16 protein-coding genes are annotated in these 20,210 nt (G+C 67.9%); 5 read left to right on the top strand and 11 right to left on the bottom strand.

Annotated elements, in window-relative coordinates:
• Positions 1-337: 337 nt before the first annotated feature.
• Genes BS329_RS29975 through cbiE form a run of 5 tightly spaced genes read right to left on the bottom strand, consistent with a single transcriptional unit; the run spans position 338 to position 7,120 of the window.
• On the bottom strand, positions 338-3,457 hold the full coding sequence (locus BS329_RS29975; protein WP_076164809.1) for an arabinosyltransferase domain-containing protein: 3,120 nt from the start codon (positions 3,455-3,457) through the stop codon (positions 338-340).
• Positions 3,458-3,490: 33 nt separating this feature from the next.
• Positions 3,491-4,234, bottom strand: coding sequence for a cobalt-precorrin-6A reductase (locus BS329_RS29970; RefSeq protein WP_076164808.1), 744 nt, complete (start codon positions 4,232-4,234; stop codon positions 3,491-3,493).
• Positions 4,231-5,226, bottom strand: a complete 996-nt coding sequence (locus BS329_RS29965; protein WP_076164806.1) for a Gfo/Idh/MocA family protein — start codon at positions 5,224-5,226, stop codon at positions 4,231-4,233. The genes BS329_RS29970 and BS329_RS29965 overlap by 4 nt, the downstream gene beginning before the upstream one ends.
• Positions 5,223-5,984 (bottom strand): precorrin-4 C(11)-methyltransferase, encoded by a 762-nt coding sequence (gene cobM / locus BS329_RS29960; RefSeq protein WP_076164804.1) that lies wholly within the window; start codon positions 5,982-5,984, stop codon positions 5,223-5,225. The genes BS329_RS29965 and cobM overlap by 4 nt, the downstream gene beginning before the upstream one ends.
• Positions 5,981-7,120 carry a precorrin-6y C5,15-methyltransferase (decarboxylating) subunit CbiE gene (cbiE, locus tag BS329_RS29955; RefSeq protein ID WP_076164803.1) on the bottom strand — a complete coding sequence of 380 codons (1,140 nt, stop codon included), beginning with the start codon at positions 7,118-7,120 and terminating at the stop codon, positions 5,981-5,983. The genes cobM and cbiE overlap by 4 nt, the downstream gene beginning before the upstream one ends.
• 61 nt (positions 7,121-7,181) lie before the next feature.
• On the opposite strand from cbiE, the gene BS329_RS29950 reads away from it, so the two are divergent.
• Genes BS329_RS29950 through cobC form a run of 4 tightly spaced genes read left to right on the top strand, consistent with a single transcriptional unit; the run spans position 7,182 to position 12,100 of the window.
• Positions 7,182-9,146, top strand: a complete 1,965-nt coding sequence (locus BS329_RS29950; protein ID WP_076164801.1) for a putative cobaltochelatase — start codon at positions 7,182-7,184, stop codon at positions 9,144-9,146.
• Complete coding sequence (cobO, locus tag BS329_RS29945) at positions 9,146-9,760, top strand: cob(I)yrinic acid a,c-diamide adenosyltransferase (protein ID WP_076164799.1); 615 nt, start codon at positions 9,146-9,148, stop codon at positions 9,758-9,760. Before BS329_RS29950 ends, cobO begins: the two co-directional genes overlap by 1 nt.
• The gene (locus tag BS329_RS29940) at positions 9,754-11,088 is read left to right on the top strand and encodes a cobyrinic acid a,c-diamide synthase CobB (RefSeq protein ID WP_076164797.1); all 1,335 of its coding nucleotides are present in this window, start codon (positions 9,754-9,756) and stop codon (positions 11,086-11,088) included. Before cobO ends, BS329_RS29940 begins: the two co-directional genes overlap by 7 nt.
• On the top strand, positions 11,081-12,100 hold the full coding sequence (gene cobC / locus BS329_RS29935) for an Rv2231c family histidinol phosphate aminotransferase CobC (protein WP_076164795.1): 1,020 nt from the start codon (positions 11,081-11,083) through the stop codon (positions 12,098-12,100). The genes BS329_RS29940 and cobC overlap by 8 nt, the downstream gene beginning before the upstream one ends.
• Here the strand turns inward: cobC and BS329_RS29930 are convergent.
• Positions 12,081-12,410, bottom strand: a complete 330-nt coding sequence (locus BS329_RS29930) for an imine reductase family protein (RefSeq protein ID WP_341866347.1) — start codon at positions 12,408-12,410, stop codon at positions 12,081-12,083. The genes cobC and BS329_RS29930 overlap by 20 nt on opposite strands.
• Positions 12,411-12,566: 156 nt before the next feature.
• Here BS329_RS29930 and BS329_RS29925 point away from each other — a divergent pair, with 156 nt between their 5' ends.
• Positions 12,567-13,193, top strand: a complete 627-nt coding sequence (locus tag BS329_RS29925; protein WP_076164793.1) for a hypothetical protein — start codon at positions 12,567-12,569, stop codon at positions 13,191-13,193.
• Between the two features lie 168 nt (positions 13,194-13,361).
• On the opposite strand, the gene BS329_RS42865 is transcribed toward BS329_RS29925, so the two are convergent.
• The 5 genes from BS329_RS42865 to cobT all read right to left on the bottom strand — a co-directional run bounded on the left by BS329_RS42865 (position 13,362) and on the right by cobT (position 20,201).
• The gene (locus BS329_RS42865; protein WP_143253257.1) at positions 13,362-13,652 is read right to left on the bottom strand and encodes a hypothetical protein; all 291 of its coding nucleotides are present in this window, start codon (positions 13,650-13,652) and stop codon (positions 13,362-13,364) included.
• 396 nt (positions 13,653-14,048) lie between these two features.
• Positions 14,049-17,135, bottom strand: coding sequence for an RHS repeat-associated core domain-containing protein (locus BS329_RS29920; RefSeq protein WP_158075839.1), 3,087 nt, complete (start codon positions 17,133-17,135; stop codon positions 14,049-14,051).
• Positions 17,136-17,323: 188 nt separating this feature from the next.
• On the bottom strand, positions 17,324-17,881 hold the full coding sequence (locus BS329_RS43540; protein WP_279628204.1) for an RICIN domain-containing protein: 558 nt from the start codon (positions 17,879-17,881) through the stop codon (positions 17,324-17,326).
• Between the two features lie 557 nt (positions 17,882-18,438).
• Complete coding sequence (locus BS329_RS29910) at positions 18,439-19,185, bottom strand: adenosylcobinamide-GDP ribazoletransferase (protein ID WP_244197345.1); 747 nt, start codon at positions 19,183-19,185, stop codon at positions 18,439-18,441.
• Positions 19,182-20,201, bottom strand: coding sequence for a nicotinate-nucleotide--dimethylbenzimidazole phosphoribosyltransferase (gene cobT, locus BS329_RS29905; protein ID WP_076164787.1), 1,020 nt, complete (start codon positions 20,199-20,201; stop codon positions 19,182-19,184). The genes BS329_RS29910 and cobT overlap by 4 nt, the downstream gene beginning before the upstream one ends.
• Between the last annotated feature and the right edge of the window lie 9 nt (positions 20,202-20,210).

The following is a 20,210-nucleotide window of genomic DNA, read 5'->3' as shown; positions in this document are numbered from 1 at the left end:
CGTCCAGCAACTCATCGACGACGGCTACCTGAAGGAGATCTTCTGAGGGACGTCCGGCAGATGCTCGCGGAGCTGGACGCGCGGGTCGTTCGGCGCCGAGGACGAGGCGTGCCGCTTCCTGTACGACCCGCTCACCTGGAAGGCGCCCGAGCCGAACCGGCAGACACCCGAGGAGGCCGAAGCCTCGCGCCTCCACAACGAGCGCAGGCAGGCCGAAGACCGGCGTGACAGGAAAGAACGGTACAACGATCTCCAGGGAGAGCTGAAGGGGCCCATCACCGCGTCTCATGCGGTGATGGGCCCCTTTGCGTCTCACGCGGGAAAGTTTCTTCAGCTCCTAGCGCGTCGGGTCCTTGCCGTTCGGCTGCCGCGGTCCCGGACCCGGCGACCACCAGCCGGGCACGACCTTCTCACCGTGGATGATCGTCGGAGCGATTCCCTCGGTGAACGGTTCGACCTGCAGCAGCTGTCCCCAGGACTGGCTCGGCTGGCCGATCAGGTAGCTGGGCACCTCGGGTTCGGCGGCGACCTCTTCGAGCCAGCCGATCGGCCCGCCGTTGGTGCTGGACGCCCAATTCGCCTCGTCGGCGACGGCGCCCGCGGTGATCCGGTAGTCGGGCATCTTCGAGATGCCGTCGTGCGAGGTCACCGGCTGCACACACGGGTAGACGAACGACGCGGGCCAGTCGACGTACACCGGTTTGCCCGCGATCTTCTCGGTCAGCGTGGTGAACGTCGGCACGCGGGGCGCGGACGCGGCGATCCAGCCGTCCTCGGTGAGGTCGTTGTCGACGATGTTGATCCGCACGGACGTCGTCTCGGCGGGCAGGTCACGCAGGTTGATCCGGGTGTCGTTCCAGCCGTTGGTCCCCGCGCCCGGCGGAAGCACGAACTGGCTGCGAAGCACCTCCACGCCTTCGCCGGTGTTCACGCCGTAGTCGAGGCTGACCGACGTCGGCCGCCGCGAGGCACCCGCGGTGGCGACCACGATCTGGCCGTCAGCGGGCTTCTCGGCGAGGGCGTACCAGTCGCTGCGCAGCCGCCCTGCCCGCGTTTCGGGGTCGAGGAAGCTGCTCCACATCGGCACTTCGTCGGGTTTGAAGCCGTGCGGCGGTTCGGCGAGCGGATCCTTGTCGTCGATCGCACGGGTGTGGAACCCGGTCTGCACGCGGCCGTTGTCCTGTTCCGGATCGGGCAGCGGCGGCGGGGTCTGCCCGGCGGGCGGCTCCTCCTTCTTCACCGGGACGGTCCGCTGTTCGGGCTGGGCCCGCAGGATGCTGGTCGCGGCGTCCCGTTCCACCATCACTTGATCGGAGAGGTTGCAGCTCTTGCCGGACAGGTGCCCGAAGTTCGCGGCGCCGAGACTGTAGGAACCGGCCTGGTTGTGGATCGCCCACGCCATGCTGACGAACTCGCCCGTCGCCATCAGGCCACAGACCACCACCAGCGAGAGCGACCCGAGCCGCAGCGACCGGCCCCGCCTTTCCTGCGGTCCCGCTGGCAGCCCCGGCCGGTGCGCGCGGACGTTCTCCACGAACGCGTAGATGCCGGAGATCGCGGCCGCGACCAGCAGGATCGTCGACAGCGGGAGCCCGCCGATCGACGGCGCCACCGCGGTCCACTGCACACCGAGTTTCGACACGAACCAGAACGAGTTCGGCCCGGTCGCGGCGAGCGCGCCGACCACGAGCAGCCCGGCGAGGAACGCCGCCCGGTTGCGTTTGGACCGCAGCACCGTCGAACTGGTCGCCAGCGCGGTCAGCGCCGCCATGGCCGCGCCGACGGCGGCGAACGCGCCGAAGTGGTGCGTCCACTTGGTCGGGGTCAAGGCCAGCAGGAGGAAGAAGAGCGCGACCGTGCCGATCAGGCGGCGGCTGGGGCCGAGCGCGGCACCCGGGATCCGGCCGCGGCGCAGCAGCACCACCAGGCAGGTGCCGGTGCACAGCAACACGAGCAGGACGGGGAAGCGGCGCGGCATCGAGCCGTCCGGCAGGCTTTCGAAGAGCAACTGGTAGCGCGCGAGTTCCTGGAACCAGGACAGGTTCGGCCCGACCTGGGTGCGGATGCGGGTCGCCTCCTGCACGGTGGCGAAGGTCTGGTCGGCGAACACCACGACCAGCACCAGCAGCCCGGCGGCCAGCACCGGCGCGAGCACCGGCAGCCAGCCGTTCTCGGCGCGCTGGCGGACCAGTTTGAACAGCGGGCGGGCGGCGACCAGGAACGGCGCGACCGCGATCAGCCCGGTCGGCGTCGCGGCCAGGGTGAATCCGGCGGCGGTGAGGCCGAGGGCCAGCGGCAGCAGGCGGCGGGTCACGAGCGCGCGCTCCACGGCGCAGATCGCCAGCAGCGAGCCCAGCGCGGCGACCGGTTCCGGCCGGACACCGTTGTTGAACGGCATCCACCAGACCAGGAAGACCGCGGCGGCGGCCCAGCCCGCCGCGCGGCTCGTCCGGACCTGGGGGCCGAGGCGCGGCATGACCTCGCGGCTGATCAGCAGCCAGCTCAGCACGCCGAGCACGAACGACGGGAGCCGGATCCACGGCGGCACCGTGCTGACGTGCGCCATCAGCTGGAACACGTGGTAGAACCAGCCGAACGGCGCTTCGGCGACGCCGAACCAGCGGTGGTAGTTGGTCAGGTAACCGGTGTCTTCGGCGACTCTGGACATCGTGAGGATGTAGCCGTCGTCCGAGGTGACCGGGCCGATGAACACCCACGCGCCGAGCGCGATGATCACCGTCGCGTCGCGGGCGGTCAACCGCCACCAGCCGACCGGCGCCCAGCGGGGCGCGCGGCGGGCGAAACCGGAGTCCATCCGCCACACCGCGATCAGGCAGCCGATGAACGACAGTGCCGCGATCAGGCCGATGATCCACTTGAGCACCGTCGGCGAAGTCTGGTAGCGGGTGTCCGGGACGACCGAGACGTGCAGACCGCCGATCGGGTCCTTGCCCGCGTTGATCGACGAGTAGATCCCGACCAGCCGCGGCCGGACGTCGCCCTCGGCGTGGAAGACCACGGTCTCGGCGACGGTCAGCGTCATCTGGTTCGCGTCCGCCGACAGCTTGACGTCGCAGTTGTTCGGTGAAGTTGACGGAGGAGGCAGCGGCTGCTGCACGATCTGCTGGCCCTGGCTCGACGCGAGCAGCACACCGTTGTCGATGCGCAATTGCAGGCCGACCCCCTTACCCGCGCGCGGGTCGGTGCGGCCGTCGGGCACGGTGGAGAACAGCAGGGCCTGACCCTGCGAACGCGCGTCCAGCGAACGGACGGTCGTGCACGGGAGATCGACGCGCAGGTCCTGTGCCCAGTACCCGGTCAAGGGCGCGTTGACGGAGCGGGTGTCGCCGCCCGTTGGCCAGACGACCTCCGCTGTGTCCTGCACCACCGGCAGGAAGGGGAAAGCCAACGCGCACAAGGCGGACAGCAACCCCAGCGTGACAGCGATCAGACGCATCGGCGCAACGCTAACGGGTCTGGTCCGAACGGCTTACGCAGGGCTGCCCTTCGTCGTGACGCTGAGCCAGGTTAAGGCGCCCTGAACTGTCGTTACGCCGGCCGTGCCGGGTCGCCACGGCCGCCGGACGACGACCACGGGGAGGGCGAGTTCGCGGGCCGCGGTGAGCTTCGCCGCGGTCATCGCACCGCCGCTGTCCTTCGTGACGAGAACCTGGATGCCGTGCCCTTCCATCAGCGCGCGTTCCTTGGCGGGCTCGTAGGGTCCTCTGTCCAGCAGGACCTCGTGACGGCGGGGGAGCGGCGCCGCGGGCGGGTCGACGCAGCGGATCAGGAACCAGAGATCGAGCCCGGCGAAGGCGGCGAGCCCTTGTCGTCCGCTGGTGAGGAAGACACGTTCGCCGAGATCCGGAAGCAACCGCGCGGCGTGGCCGAGGTCGTCGGCCCAGTGCCAGGTGTCGCCGGGCTGTTCCGTCCAGCCGGGCCGGGCCAGCCTGAGCAGCGGTGTGCCCGTTTCGCGCGCGGCTTCCGCCGCGTTGGCGCCGATGCGTTCGGCGAACGGATGCGTGGCGTCGATCATCGCGGTGACGGCGTTCTCGGTCAGCCAGCGCGCGAGCCCTTCCGGGCCTCCGAAGCCGCCGACACGGACTTCGCCGTCCGGCAGCCTCGGACGCGCGACACGGCCCGCGAGTGACGAAACGACATGCTCGCCGCGCGCCACCAGCTCCTTCGCGAGTTCTCGGGCTTCGCCGGTCCCGCCCAGGATCAGCAGCGTCATCGGGCTACGGCGGCACGCCAGCGCTCGAGGGTGCGCAGGTTGGCGAGCGTCTCCGCCCAGGTGAGCTCGGGTGCCTGCCGGTCGGCGAGATGCGTGGCGACGTGGTCGGCTTCGCGCGCGAAGAGGCCTTGCGTCGCCTCGACTTCGATCACCTCGGGCTCGCCGCCTTCCGGCGTGAGAATGATCGGCGACGTCTTCGGTTTGCGCATTTCGTGAATCCACGCCGGCTTCGGCACGTACAGCTGTCCTTGCGAGCCGTACACGCGGATGTGGTCGTCTTGCGTGAGCTGGAAACCGCAAGCCAGCTGCGCGAGGATCCCGCCCGGCAGCCGCAGCAGGCCGAACGCGACCTCGTCGACGCCGTTCTCGTCGAGCCTCGCCATCCCGAGCACCTCTTCGGGCTCGACGGCGTCCTGCCCGGTCGCCGCCTGGGAGACCAGCCGCGCGAGCGAGGTGCAGTAACACCCGACGTCGAAGATCCCGCCGCCGCCCAACGCGGGATCGGTGAGCCGGGGGACGGCGAAGTTGTAGCTGAAGGCGACGTCCACGGCGCGGACCTCACCGATGGCGCCGCAGGAGATCAGTTCGGCCAGCCGCCGGATCTGCGGGTGCAGCCGGTACATGAACGCCTCCATGAGGAAGACGTCGTTGACGCGGGCCGCTTCGATGACCTTCTCGGCCTCGCTGATGGACACGGTCAGGGGCTTCTCGCACAGGATGTGCTTGCCCGCCTCGGCGGCGCGGATCGCCCACTCGCCGTGCAGCGGATGCGGCGTCGAGATGTAGATCGCGTCGACGTCCGGATCGGCGAGCAGGTCCTCGTAGGAGCCGTAGCACTTCGGGATCTCGAAGCGGCTCGCGAACTCGGCCGCCCGGTCGCCGGAGCGCGCGGCGACGGCCTCCAGCACGCCGTGCTTGCTCTCTTCGACACCCGCCGCGAACTCGGCGGCGATGGTCCCGGCGGCCAGCAGGCCCCAGCGAAGGTTCTTCACAACGACTCCGGTTGGTTGGCGCGATCACGGGTGGCCGAGTACAGGAAACTGTCGGGAAACCCCTCGGCGGCAAGGACTTCCCCGACGAAGATCATGGCGGCGCGGCTGATGCCGGCCTCGCGGGACTGGGCGGCGATGGTGCCGAGCGTGCCGCGCAGCACCTGCTCACCGGGCTGACTCGCCAGCGCGACCACCGCGGCCGGGCAGTCGTCCCGATAGAAGGGACGCAACTCGCCGACTACTTGCTCGATGCGGTTGATCGCCAAGTGCAGCGCGAGGGTGGTGCCGGTCCGCGCGAAGTTCGCCAGCGTCTCACCCGGAGGCATGGCCGTGGAGCGGGCCTGTGCCCGCGTGATGACCAGGCTCTGTCCGACCTCGGGCACGGTCAGTTCGCGGTTGAGCAGCGCGGCCGCGGCGGCGAACGCGGGGACGCCGGGAGTGACGTCGTAGGGGACACCGGCGGCGTCGAGCCGGCGCATCTGCTCGGCGACCGCGCTGTAGATCGACGGATCGCCGGAGCAGAGCCGCGCGATCTCGTGGCCGTTCCGGTGGGCCTCGACCATGCGCTCGACGATCGCGGGGAGATCGAGGTTCGCGGTGTCGATGAGGTTCGCGTCATCCGGGCAGTGGGCGAGCAGGTCGGTCGGCGTCATGCTGCCGGGGTACAGACAGGTCTCGCAGCGGCCGAGCAGGTCACGGCCCCGCACGGTGATGAGGTCGGCCGCGCCGGGGCCCGCGCCGATGAAGTGCACGCTCAAGGTTTGCTCCACTGTGTGACGACCCGCGCCGGGGTCCAGCCGGTGAATCCGCCCAGCGGCGCTGCCTGTTCGACGCCGACGCGGATCAGCTCGCCACCGTGTTCGGTGTAGGCGCGGGCCAGTGCCTGCTCGGATTCGAGGGTCACGCCGTGCGCGACCAGCCGCGCTCCGGTCGCCAGGCAGGCGTCCAGCACACCGGGCACGGTCACCCCGCCGCCGAGGAAGATCGCGTGCGGCCTGGTCAGTCCTTCGAGTGCTTCCGGCGCGGCACCGATCACCACGTCGAGTTCCGGGACGCCGAGCGCGTGCGCGTTCCGGGTGATCCGGGCGGCTCGCTCCGGTGACCGCTCGATCGCGATCGCCCGGTTCAGCGGATGCACTCGCGACCACTCGATCCCGACGCTGCCCGCGCCCGCGCCGACGTCCCACAGCAGCTCACCGGGCGACGGCGCGAGCCTGGCCAGCGCGGACGCGCGGAGGTCGCGTTTGGTGAGTTGCCCGTCGTGGTCGAAGGCGTCGTCCGGCAAGCCGGTCAGCGGCAGTGCGAGCCCGTCGGCCTCGATGGCGAACACGGTCAGCGAGCCTGGGCCGATCCGCTCGTCGGGGCCGCCTAGGTCGGACAGCGCGGTGACGCGGCTCTTGCCGTAACCGCGGGCTTTCAGCAGGTCAAGCAGGTCTTCGGCGTTCGCCCCGAGGACGAGGATCCGGCGGCCGGGCGCCAGCGCCCGGCTCACCCGGCCGATCGCGCGGCCGACGACGGTGACGACCTCGGTCTCCTCCGCCGCCCATCCGAGCCTCGCGCGCGCCAGTGTCACTGAAGAGAGCGCGGGCAGGACCTCGACGTCGTAGCCGCGCTGGACGAGCGTCGTGCCGATGCCGGACAGCAGGGGATCGCCGCTGGCCAGCACACAGACCCGGCCTTCTCGTTCGGCGAGGAACTCGTCCAGCCCTGGCAGGAGCGGGCTGGGCCAGGGTTCGCTTTTCATCCCGGCGGGCAGGTACGCGAGTTGTCTCGGCGAGCCCACGACCACGTCGGCGTTCACCACCGCTTCCCTCGCTCGCGAGGACAGACCGGGCCAGCCGTCGGCCCCGATCCCGACGACCGTCAGGGGTGATTTTTCGCGCACGTTCGTCACCGTAGATGAAGGTTTTCCTATGCGATGATCGGCCAGAGGTCGTCGACGATGAGGGAGTGCTGTGAAGCCGTACCCGTTCACCGCCGTTGTGGGGATGCCGGATCTGCGCCTGGCGCTGGTGCTTTCCGCCATCTCGCCCGCCGTCGGCGGGGTGCTGGTGCGAGGGGAGAAGGGCACGGCGAAGTCGACCATGGTGCGCGCGCTGGCCGGGCTGCTGCCCGGCGTCGACGTCGTGGACGCGTGCCGGTTCTCCTGCGATCCCTTCGCACCCGATGCGGCCTGCCCGGACGGTCCGCACGCCGAGGGCTCGCCCGCGCACCGCCGTCCCGCGCGGCTGGTGGAACTGCCGGTCGGCGCCGCCGAGGACCGCGTGATCGGCTCGCTGAACCTGGAACGCGCGCTGGCCGACGGTGTCACCGACTTCCAGCCGGGCCTGCTCGCGGCCGCGCATCGCGGGCTCCTGTACGTCGACGAGGTCAATCTCCTGCACGACCACCTGGTCGACACGCTGCTCGACGCCGCCGCCATGGGACGCGCGACCGTCGAACGCGAAGGCGTCTCGGTGTCGCACGCCGCCCGGTTCGTCCTGATCGGCACGATGAACCCCGAGGAGGGCGAACTGCGGCCACAGCTGCTGGACCGTTTCGGCCTCACCGTCGAGGTCGCGTCCAGCCGGGATCCCGAACTGCGGGTCGAGGTCGTCCGGCGACGGCTCGCCTACGAGGCGGATCCCGACGGTTTCGGCGGTCAGTACGCCGCGGCCGACGCCGAACTGGCCGCGGACATCGAGGCGGCACAACGACTTCTGCCGTCGGTCAAGCTTCCGGACGACGCACTGCGGCAGATCGCCGAGGTCTGCGCGTCCTTCGAGGTCGACGGGATGCGCGCGGACATCGTGACCGCGCGGACCGCCGTCGCGCACGCCGCCTGGGCCGGGCGGACCGAGGCGACCACCGAGGACGTCCGGGTCGCGGCCCGTCTAGCGCTGCCGCACCGTCGTCGCCGGAATCCCTTCGACGCGCCCGGAATCTCCGAGGAACAGCTGGAGCAGGCGTTGCAGGACGCCGAGCCGGAAGGTCCCGGTCCCGACGACGACGGCCCCGGCTCGGGCACTCCTCCGGAGGGCGGCGAGGCTTCTGGACCTCCTCCGTCGGAAGGCGGCCAGGAGCCTTCGGGGGGCGGCAAGAGCGGCGGTGACCAGAAGCCGGTCGGCGCCGGGGAAGCCTTTCGTGCCCGGCGTTTCGAGGTGAAGGGCACCGGTGAGGGCGCTGCCGGTCGGCGCTCTCGCGCGATCACCGACAACGGACGGACCATCGGCGTCCAGCCCGCCGGGACCAAGGACGGTCATCCGCATCTGCTCGCGACCGTGCGCGCCGCCGCGCCGCACCAGCGGTCCCGGGGTCGCAGCGGCGCCGGGCTCGTGGTGCGGGCCCAGGATCTGCGGTTCGCGCGGCGGGAAGGGCGCGAGGGCAATCTGGTGCTGTTCTGTGTCGACGCGTCCGGCTCGATGGGCGCTCGCCAGCGGATGCGCGAGGTCAAGACCGCCGTGCTGTCGCTGCTGCTCGACGCCTACCAGCGACGCGACAAGGTGGGCCTGGTGACCTTCCGCGCTTCCGGCGCCGAACTCTCGCTTCCGCCGACGATCAGCGTCGACGCCGCGGCGTCCCGTTTGGACGGTCTCGCGACCGGCGGCCGGACGCCACTGGCCGAGGGACTTCTCGAAGCGGCAAGGGTTCTGCGAATCGAAGCGGTTCGCGATCCGCTGCGGCGTCCGCTGCTCGTCGTCGTCACCGACGGCCGCGCGACAAGCGGTGCCGACGCCGTCCAGCGCGCGAAGCAGGCGGCCGGACTGCTGGCCGGGAACGTGACTTCGGTCGTGATGGACTGCGAGAGCGGGAAGATGCGCCTCGGGCTCGCTGGGGAACTGGCGGAACACCTTGGCGCGGAACACGTTCCGGTCGCCGAAGTCGCCGCCGACACACTCGCCGGTGCGGTCCGCAGCCGCATTTCCGGGAGGGCCGCGTAATGCCACAGGGCAAACCGGACACCGTGCCCGCCGACGGGCTCACCACCCGTCAGCGCCGCAACCGGCCCCTGCTCGCCGTGCACACCGGCGAGATGAAGGGGAAGTCCACGGCCGCGTTCGGAATGGCGCTGCGGGCGTGGAACCAGGGCTGGTCGATCGGGGTGTTCCAGTTCGTCAAGTCGGCGAAGTGGCGCGTCGGCGAGGAAGCCGCGTTCCGCGCGCTCGGCAAACTGCACGAGGACACCGGTCAGGGCGGGCCGGTCGAGTGGCACAAGATGGGCGAGGGCTGGAGCTGGGCACGCAAGTCCGGCTCCGAGGAGGATCACGCCGCCAACGCCCGCGAGGGCTGGGCCGAGATCAAACGCCGCCTCGCCGCCGAGACCCACGACTTCTACGTACTCGACGAATTCAGCTACCTGCTCAAATGGGGCTGGCTCGAGGTGGACGACGTCGTCTCGACGCTCACCACGCGCCCTGGTCACCAGCATGTGGTGATCACCGGCCGGTACGCACCGCCGGAACTGATCGAGGCCGCGGACCTGGTCGCCGAGATGACCAAAGTGAAGCATCCGATGGACACCGGGCAAAAAGGCCAGCGAGGCATCGAATGGTGAATCGCGTGGTCATCGCCGCGCCCGGCTCCGGACACGGCAAGACCACGATCGCCGCGGGCCTGATGGCGGCGTTGCGCGGACGGGGACTGAACGTGTCCGGGCACAAGGTCGGACCCGACTTCATCGACCCGAGCTATCACGCCCTCGCGACCGGGCGGCCCCCACGCAACCTCGACCCGTTCCTGCAAGGCGAGGAACAGCTGCTCCCGTTGCTGCTGCACGGTTCCGCCGGGGCCGACATCGCGATCATCGAAGGCGTGATGGGCCTGTTCGACGGCGCGCTCGGCACCGAGGGCTATGCCTCGACGGCGCATGTCGCCCGGCTGCTGGACGCTCCGGTCGTGCTCGTCGTGGACGCCTCGGCCGCGTCGCGCAGTGTCGCGGCGACCGTGCTCGGCTTCGCGCAGTACGACACCCGCGTCCGGCTCGCCGGCGTGATCCTCAACAAGCTGGGCTCGCAGCGGCACGCGGACGAGATCGTCACCGCGCTGGAGGCGACCGGCGTCCCGTTGCTGGGAACCTTGTACCGCAACGAAGAGATCCACGCACCCAGCCGTCACCTCGGCCTGGTCCCGGCGGCCGAACGCGCGAGCGAGTCGGAGCGGCTGCTGCCGGAACTGGCCGGATGGATCAGCGAAGGCGTGGACCTCGGCGCTGTCGTCCAGGTCGCGCGGTCGGCTTCGCGGCTGTCGGGGAAGCCTTGGCGGCCGGAGTTGTCCCATGACGGCCCGCGCACCGTGGTCGCCGCCGCGGCAGGCCCGGCCTTCACCTTCCGCTACACCGAAGCGGTGGAACTGCTCACCGCCGCCGGTGTGGACGTCGTCGAGATGGACCCGTTGCAGGACAAGGAACTTCCCGAGGGCTGCGCCGGACTGTACTTCGGCGGCGGATTCCCCGAGGTCCACGCCGAAGAGCTGTCGGCGAACGTCCCGTTGCGGACGGCCGTGGCGCGGGCCGTCGGCGACGGGATGCCCGTCGTCGCCGAATGCGCCGGGCTGTTGTACCTGTGCCAGGACATCGACGGGCTGCCGATGACCGGTGTCCTCGACGCCTCGGCCACCATGACCAAGCGCGGGAAACTCGGATACCGCAAGGCTTTCTCGCCCGCGGACACCGTGCTGACCGTCGCCGGGCAACGCGTCACCGGCCACGAATTCCACCGCACGATCGTCGAACCCGGCAGCGGGCCGACGCCCGCCTGGGGTTGGGATCGGACGCCCGACGGCTTCGCGTCGCCGTCACTGCACGCCTCCTATCTGCACGTCCATTGGGCGGGCTACCCCGAACTCGCCGAGCGGTTCGCCGCCGCGGCCCACGCCCATGGCTGACTTCGATCTCTGGCACCACGGCGATCGCGAAGTCGGGGAGGGGCTCGTCGACCTGGCGGTCAACGTCCGGCTCCCCGCCCCGCCCGCCTGGCTGCGCGCCGAACTGGCGGCGGCCCTGGACGATCTGGCCGCGTACCCGGACGTCACCGCCGCGACCGCCGCGGTGGCCCGGCGCCACGGGCTTCCGCTGTCCCAGGTGCTGGTGACTTCGGGCGCGGCCGAGGCTTTCACGTTGCTGGCCACGGCGTTGCGGCCTTCTCGTGCCGTGGTCGTGCATCCGCAGTTCACCGAGCCCGAAGTCGCCTTGCGGGCGGCAGGCCATCCGGTGCATCGTGTGCTGCTGTCGCCCGAAGACGGCTTTCGCCTGCGCTCGGTTCCCGAAGACGCGGATCTGGTCTTCGTCGGCAACCCCACGAACCCGACTTCGGTGCTGCACCCGGCCGCGGATCTGCTTGCCCTGGGCCGCCCGGGTCGTCTGGTCGTCGTCGACGAGGCTTTCCTCGACGCCGTCCCCGGCGAGTCCGAAAGCGTTGCGGGGCAACCTGGCTTCGTCGTTCTCCGCAGCCTGACGAAAACCTGGGGAATCGCCGGGTTGCGTGCCGGGTATGTGCTGGCGGAAGAGTCCGTTGTGAACAGACTGCGTGCGGTCCAGCCGCCGTGGTCGGTGTCGTCGCTCGCCGCCGTCGCCGTGGTGGCGTGCTGCCGTCCGGCGGCGTTGGAGGAAGCCGAAAAGCTGGCGGTGGCGGCGGAAGCCGACCGGGAGTACCTCGTGTCCGGGTTGAGCGCGTTGGGTGTCGAAGTGCTGGGGGAGCCACGCGGTCCTTTCGTGCTCGTGCGGCTGCCCGGAGCGGACGGGATCCGGGAACGGTTGCGGAAGCACGGGTTCGCGGTCCGGCGCGGCGACACCTTCCCGGGGCTGGACGCGCGGTACCTGCGGATCGCGGTGCGGGACCGGGAGACGGTGGACGGTTTCCTGGCGGCGCTCGCCGCGGTCAGGCGCCTCCCTTCTTGAGGGCTTCGATCACCGACGAGTAGCTGTTCTTGCCGTACCCGGCGGCGACGGCCTGCTCGGCAAGTTTCTTGTTCCGGGCCGGGATCTCGGTGTCCACGTTCCGCTCGTCGCTGGTTCCGATGATGTGTTTGAGCGCTGTGGGATTCATTTTTCGGGAACCGACATCACCGGGATACGCACCCTTGTCGATGGCGGGTGCCTCGGCCTTGATCATCTCGCCGACCACCGAGAACAGGAACCAGTCCACGGCGAGCTTCGTGGGCTCGGTCGCCGCGACCCCCGCGCTGCCGACCGGGGCGGCGGCGTGCAGGAACCGGCTGGGTCAAGTGGGTCGTGAATGGCGATTCGGTTGAGGCCGACCGCGCGACAGGACCGCGTGTGTCGGGGCTCGTGCGTGTTAAGGACGGTTGGAACACGAATCGCCACTCACGACCACCCCAGCGGCCGCGAGTGGTTGGATGAACCGGTGAACTTCGCGATCGGCGTCTTCGATCTCTTCGCCTACACCATTCCCGGCGCACTCTACCTCGCCTTCTTCGGCTACCTCGGGGCGAAGCTCCATGTCCTGACGGCCGCGTCCATCGGCGGCGTGCCGACCGTGGTGCTGGTCGTCGTGATCGTCGTGCTGAGCTTCCTGCTGGGCTACCTGGCCTATCCACTCGGCGACGCGATGGAGCGGATCGTGCCGCGCCGTCGTCAGAGGATCCTCTCCGAAGAGTTCCTCCGTCGCACGCCCTCGGCCAAGGACCGTGCCTTCGTGCACCAGAACCAGCATCTCCTGCTGTGCGCGTTGCAACTGCACGACAAGGAGGTCGCGGTCGACGTCACGCGGCTGCGCGCGTCCGGCCTCATGGTGCGCAACTGCGCGCCGCCGTTGCTGTTCGCCGCGGTCGCCGCGATCGTCGAGATCTTCACGGGCAAGCACCCGTTCGTCGCCGCCGGTCTCGCGGTGCTGCTCCTGCTCGCGTCGCTCACCCTGGTTTCGCAAGGCCGCAAACTCGGCCTCTGGGCGGGGATGAAGACCCTCGAACTGTGCTTCTGGATTCCGGAAATCGACGAGAAAGTGGCGGCGGACGACGCTCGTGTGTCGTGATGCCGTGTGGCCAGCCCCGAGTCAAATCGGTGACGCGGCGGTGTGGCTTGGCTCAACTCGACCGAGGTTGAGTTCGCCAGGCCCGTTGTTGCCGTGAGACGCTCTCGTGTTCCGTTCTGTGGGTGCCCAGGGGTGAGATTCTCTGGGCACCCAGTCAGCTTAATCTCTTTATTGACGCTTTCTTTTCTTGAGGCCGAAAATTGTACTGAGCACCACGGCGGCAAGCAGTACCGAAGTTACCGCCGTGCCGTTGACACTGAAACGTCCTGCTCGGATCGAGGGCAAAACAAAGCCCAGCACGACGAAGGCGAGCACGACGATTACGGAAACGATAGTAAGTTTTGTTTTCAATGAAGCTCCAAGCATGAATCCGCCGGCGCGAGCGCCAGCGGATTCGCCAAGCGACTTTCCTTGTCCATTGATGTTGTTTGGTACTACATCGGAAACACTTTCCTTCACGCGTCCGCCAACACCTACGCCGACAACTCCGCCGATGACTGGAGTAGACGACGACGTTTCTTCGACTTCGACGCTTTCTCTTCCGAAATGAAGTCCTGGTGGGTTCGGTGTCCGGAAGATCAGTGGCCCTTAACGGCTCCGGCCCCGAAGGAAATATGCATCGGGGCCGGAGCCGTCACTTCTGCTTATTGCGAATCAGAAGTATTCCCGCGATCACGAAGACCGTGACTCCGATGAAAATCATTATTCCTGAGACTAGATCCAGTGTATCGCCGAACTGCGGATGCAATTGCAATACGATAAATGCCAGCGCGAACAGCAATAAGATTGCCCCAATGATCAATATTAATGTACGTAAATGCCTTCGATCCATGGGGTCCCCTTGTTGTCGCTTTATTACTTCGTTTTCTTGCCTTTGAATTCCTGATATTCTTTATCTGCGTCATTGATGGCTGTTAGGCCCGCCCCGACGGCTGCTACTCCAGCGCCGATTCCGGCGACACAACCGGCGACAGTAACAGCGCCGACCGTGCAACCAGCCACCACGGCAGCACCGCCGACCATGGCTGCTCCAGCTGCCACAACCAATTTGCCGACCATGCCTAGCAACGTATCGCCGTTGGGGTCGCTGTAGTTGACCGGGTCCCCTTGGGCATAGTTGTAAGGGTTGGGTTCTTGTCCGGTGGGGTCGGGTTGGGTGAAACGACCCCACGTGGGGTTGTAGTAACGATAGCCAGTCAGGTTTTGGCCGCCGCCGAGTTGGTAGGTGCCGATCCAGCGAAAGTGATTCTGGTTTGCGGCCGGTCCGGTGGCGGTGGTGGTGCCGTAGGGGCTGTAGGTGTAGGTGGCGGCCAGGTCGCCGTTGCTGTCGATCAGGCCGAGGACGCTGCCTTGGTAGTCGGTGATGAGGTTGTGGCGTGCTCCGGTGGCGGTTTTCTGGGTGATGGGGGTGCCGTCGGGGTCGCGGGTGTAGCTGGTGCGGGCTCCGTTGTCGGTGACCTGGGTGGTGCCGAGTGCGGTTTCGCCGAAGACGTGGGTGGTGCTGGTGCCGTTGACGGTTTCGGTGATGGTGCGGCGTTGGGTTTGGTCGATGGTGTCGTAGCTGGCGGAGAACACCTGCTGTCCGCCGGTGGTGGTGCGGGTGAGCTGGTTGGTGGGGCTGTAGGTGTGGCTGGTGTTGCCCGCGGTGTTGCTGGTCAGGTTCCCGGCGCCGTCGAAGGCCAGGTTGTCGTTGCCTGCTGTGGTGGACTGGTTGGCGGTGTTGATGGTGAACGCGGTGCCGGCCAGGTTGGTCAGGTTGCTGGCGTTGTCGTAGGCGAAGGTGCTGTTGCCGGCTTTGGTGAGCCGTCCGAGGCTGTCGTAGGTGTAGGCGGTGGTGTCTCCGTTGATGTTCTTGGCCTGCAGTTGGTTGCTGTCCCCGCCGCCGGTTTTGGTGTAGTTGTAGGTGTGGCGCAGGAGTGGGATTCCGCCGGTTTTGTTGACGGTGATGCTGGTTTGCCGGCCGCTCTTGTCGTAGCCGGTGTACTGCACGGTGCCGCCGGCGAAGTTGCTGCGGGTACGGCGGTCGGCGTCGTCGTAGCCGAAAGTGGTGCTCTGCCCGAACGGGTCGGCCAGCGTGGTGAGCCGGTTCGCGGCGTCGTAGGTGTAGGTGGTGGTGCCGCCCGCGTCGGTCAGGGTTGTGAGGTTGCCGACCTTGTCGTAGGTGTAGCCGACGGTCTCCACCGAGGTGCCTTCGGTACGTTTGACTTGGATCGGCTGGCTGGCCGCCGGGGTTTTGGCCCACTGGAACGAGGTGGTCACCGCACCGAATCGGCGGGCGGTCAGGTTGCCGATCGCGTCGTAGGTGTTGGACTGCGAGGCTTGTCCGTTGCGGCTGACGGCGACCACGCGGTCGAGTTTGTCATAGCTGTAGTCGAGGCGCACGCCGTTGCCGTCGGTGATACTGGTGACCCGTGACAGCGAATCGTAGCCGTACCGGGTGGGTTGGATCGGCCCTGCCGGGTCCATCGAGGTCAGGTTGCCCGCGGCGTCGTAGCCGAAGGTGGTGAGCTGTCCGTTTCCGTCCTTGCTGGACGCCACGGTGCCTTGGGGATGGTTGTAGGTGAGGACCTGCAGGTCGGCGTTTAGACCGGTGGAACGCACCTTGGTGAGGTTGCCCGCGTTGTCGTAGTCGCGGGTGACTTCGTTGCCCTGGGGGTCTTTGGCCGAGGTGGGCAGGTGTGGCTGCCCGGACTTGGTGTAGCCGATGGCGTTCTTGGCGCCGGTCGGAAGTTCGGTACCGATCAGATTGTTGAGGCTGTCGTAGCTGCGGGTGGTGTTGTTGGTGAGCCCGTCCGTGGTCACCTGGACATCGCTGTTGGCGGTCCAGGTCTTCTTCTGGGAGTGGCCCAGCGCGTCGATGCCTTCGGTTTGGCGGCCTTGGTCGTCGAACTTGTAGGTGATCTTGTTGGTGTTGGCGTCGGTTTCGGTGGTCTGCTTGCTGCCGTACTCGAACAGTGTGGTCAGCGGACCCGCCTGGCCGGGGACCCGTACCTCGGTGACCCGGTCGGACGAATCGTAGAACAGCTGGGTCTTGCCCTTGTTCGGATCGATGAGTGCGCTGAGGTTGTTCGCGGCGTCGTACTGCAGCGTGGTTTGGTTGCCCGCCCGATCGGTGTAACCGGCCAGCTTGCCCGTCGAGTCGTAGACGTAGCTCGCAGCGGTGGAGCCGGTGTGGTCGGTGATGGCGGTCAGGCGCTGAGCACCGTCATAGGCGAAGGTGGTGACCCGCCCTTGGGAATCGGTGATCGACGCGAGGGTGCCGTTGCCGTGGTAGCGAGGCGTGGTGCTGTTGCCGTTGCGGTCGGCCTGCGACAGCAACCAGCCCTGTGCGTTGAACGACCATTTCTCGTTGGAACCGTTGAAGGTCAGCGCGTACGTGCCGCCATCGAGCTTCGCGAGTTCCGCTCCGACCCCAGGAGCAGGTTTGTAGCCGCCGGAAGCGTTTTTCGTGAACGTCGCGCAGTATGCGCTGTCGCCGTGCAGAATAACGTTGTCGCCCTCGAACGTCAGGCCGACGTCTCGACCGGTGTTCAGCGACCACCCGGTACCCAGCGCTCCACCGTCGGCGAGCTTGCTGTTGTAGACGTGGTCGAGCGACAGATTCTGCCCGGTGCCCTTCACCGTCAAATCGCTGGCATTGACCACGACGTTGCCATTGGCGGTATTCACAAGGAGCTCGGACCGGTCCGAGACCGGGAAACGCTCCAGCGGATATTGTTTCATGATCCCGGTGGCGACCCCAGAGGAACAGGTCACCGCCTCGGCTCGTATCGCATCGGCTATCGCCTGACCCCGGCTGCCGGGACCCTGCCACAAGACTGCCGGGGGCGCATCCCCGACCGGTAACCGGTTCACCTGCGCAGGCGGTACCCACGCCGATGCCGGAATCGACACCCCCGCATCGACCGGTCCAGACGGTGCCTCAGCAGCCTGGACCGCCACGGCAGGAATTGTTGCCACCAGCGCGGAAATAGCGGAAATGGATATCCCGCGTAATATAAGTCTTTGTGCGGTTCGGGATCTCATGATGGACTGATCTCCTTTGCAAAGCCAGCGCTCGATAGTTTCAGTGCACGCTTCAGCGAAATAGTCAGCCGGGCGTCACTGTCCGATCTTTGGTAGACTAAAAATCAAGAATTCTTCCACCGTTGATTCGGTGTGCGGTTGTAGTCCCATAGTTGCACCATGGTGCCTTTGCCTTGGTCGTAGACGTCCCAAACCTGATTCGGGCTTGTGGCGCTCTCGAACACCAGCGCCGAGTCGATCGGGTAGACGTTGAACCGCTGACTGGCGACACCGGTGCAGGGCTGATGCTCCAGCGACTCGCCACGGCCGTTACGGCTGTCGACACACCACGTGTCCGCGCTGCGGACCTCCCAGTTGTGGGTGTTGTCGTACCACACGAAATACCATTGCTGGTTCGCTTGGCCATTACACGTCCAAGCCTGCACCCACGGGCCTTGGCCACTGGCGTAGACATCGAGACACTGATTCGAGTTTGACATGGGCCGGAGCACAAAGGTGTTGGACTCGACAGTCCGGCCAAGGAAGGCGCCCAACTCGGTCGGAGTCGCCGGAACAACGCCGGAAAGCGATGATTCTTCGGGAACCGCCGCTATGGCCCCGGGTGTGAAGCAAGTCAGAGCCGCAACGACGGTCGCCGTGGCAGCGATTACGCGAGAGAACATCATTGAATTCCCGGTAGGTGCACATTTCATTCCGCGCGGCAAGAAGCCGCGCCCAGGCATGCTACTCATTGATCGGCCTTTCCCCACAGTGTCCACCCACGACAAAAGTCACTCGACCCCCTGGACGTGATCCACACGCTACCGCGTTCCTCGTGCTCAAACGGCGGTCCGCCAGAGAATCACTCGATAAGTCCAACGCGTGACTGTGGCTAACATTGAAGTGCGCTAACTAGGCCATTCAGTCGTACTCGATCCACCTGATGGGCCCGCAGAGTGATAAAATGCCCGGCGGGTGACTGCGGCACAGTCCATGAGGATCCGAAACCGTGGCATCGTGCTGCATCTGGTTCGAGATTAGTAAAATCAGGAGGCGGCACTCAACGCTCTCAGGCCTCTTTACCTACACTCGGCAGGCTGCCTTGCGGTATGTAGTCCATATGGACAGTGGCTTCCGTCGAGCGGAGCGGGACTGAGAGGCCGCGCAGCCCGCGAAACTCCGTAGACCTCGTTTCTCGAACTGTGCTTCCGGCTTCGAAATCGATGAGAAGCTGAAGCGGTCAAAGCGACAAAGCCAGCAAAACCCCCGTGACGGAGACCTCGACACAGCCTCCGAGCACGTCCCCGGTGACCCCGCCCAGCCGCTGAACGCACCGCGCCAGCAGCGCCGACGCGGCCAGATAGCCGAGCACTATCGCGGTCAGGCCCTGCCACCACGGAAACACCAGCACCGCCGAGCCCGCGAGCACGGCGAACACCACCGCGGCCGCCCATCGTGGCACCGAACCGGCGACGGTCGCGCCCAGCCCCTCGGGTCGTGCCGAGGGGACGCCACGCGCGCAGCACAGCGAAAGCACGCCGCGTCCGGTGAGAATCGCGATCGCGGCCGCCGCGATCCCGTGCCCGGCCGAGATCGCCCCTGCCAGCGCCCCGGTCTGGACGAGCAGCACCAGCACCAGGGTCGCGACACCGGTCGGCCCGGAATCCCCGCGGCGCATGACGTCCAGTGCCCGCGCGCGGTCGTATGAAGCGCCGAGCCCGTCAGCCGTGTCCGCGAGGCCATCCAAGTGAAGCCCGCGACTGCCCAGCGCCACCGCGCCGAGAGCCAAGGCGGCCGACGCGAGGGCCGGCAGCCCGGCCAGATCTCCCAAGAAGACGAGCAGGGAAGCGAAAGCCGCGAGAGGAAGTGCCGCCAGGGGAGCGAGCACCATCGCGCCACCCGCCACGCGCTTGTCGATCACGCCCGGCGCCGGAACCCGCACCGTGGTCAAGGTTCCGACGGCCATCTTCAGCGCGTCCAGGATCAAGTGAGTTCCGCCAACAGGCCCATGTCCGCGAGGATCGCTCGTGCCGCCCTCAGTGTCGGCACCGCCTGCACGGCGCCGCTGCCCTCACCGAGCCGCAGCCCGAGGTCGAGGATCGGTTCCAGCCCGAGCGACCTTAACGCGTACGCCTGCGAAGGCTCTGTCGAGCGATGTCCGGCGAGCCACCACTGCTCGGCACCCGGTGCGATTTCACGCGCGACGAGTGCCGCGGCACCGGAGAACACGCCGTCGAGCAGCACTGGCGCACCGCGAACACCCGCCTGCACGAGAAAACCCGCCGTCGCGGCGAGACAAGCGCTGCCTAGCGCGGTCAACAACGCGAAGGGGTCCTTCACCTCGCCAGCCCGCTGAAGCGCCGCTTCGACGACCGCGACCTTCCGCGCCCGCCCCTCCTTGTCGATCCCGGTGCCCGTGCCGACGACGTCGTCCGCCGCCAGGCCGAGCACCGCGGCGACCACGGCCGCGCAGATCGTCGTGTTGCCGATCCCCATGTCGCCGGGGATGAGCAGATCCGCGCCGCCGTCGATCTCCTCGTCCGCGATCGCGAGCCCGTGGTCGAACGCCGTCCGCGCCTCACCCTCGGCAAGCGCGTCCTCGACGTCGATCGAGCCGGAACCCCGCCGCACCTTGTGCGCGAGGACCGCGGCGGGTACGTCCGCGCCGTCCCAGTCCACCGCGATGTCCAGCGCCCGCACCTTCGCTCCGGCCAGCCCGGCCAGCACGCCGACGCCACTTTTCCCCGCCAGGAACACCCGGACCATGGCCGCGGTGACTTCGCGCGGATACGCGGACATGCCGGAAACCCCGTGGTCTCCGGCGAACACCACCACCCGGACGTCGTCGAGCGGCCGTGGCGGCACGGCCCCGTGCGCGGCGCTGAGCCACGCGGCCAGGTCTTCCAGCCGTCCGAGCGAACCCAGCGGCTTGACCAAACCGTCCAGTCTGGTGCGTGCGGCGGCCGAAGCGTCGGCGTCCGGCGTGGCGATGGCGAAACGCATGGCGGCTCC

The organism is Amycolatopsis coloradensis (assembly GCF_001953865.1).
Taxonomy (GTDB): Bacteria; Actinomycetota; Actinomycetes; order Mycobacteriales; family Pseudonocardiaceae; genus Amycolatopsis; species Amycolatopsis coloradensis.
The sequence above is the reverse complement of the archived record's forward strand: the minus strand, read 5'-3'. Positions and strand labels throughout refer to the sequence as shown.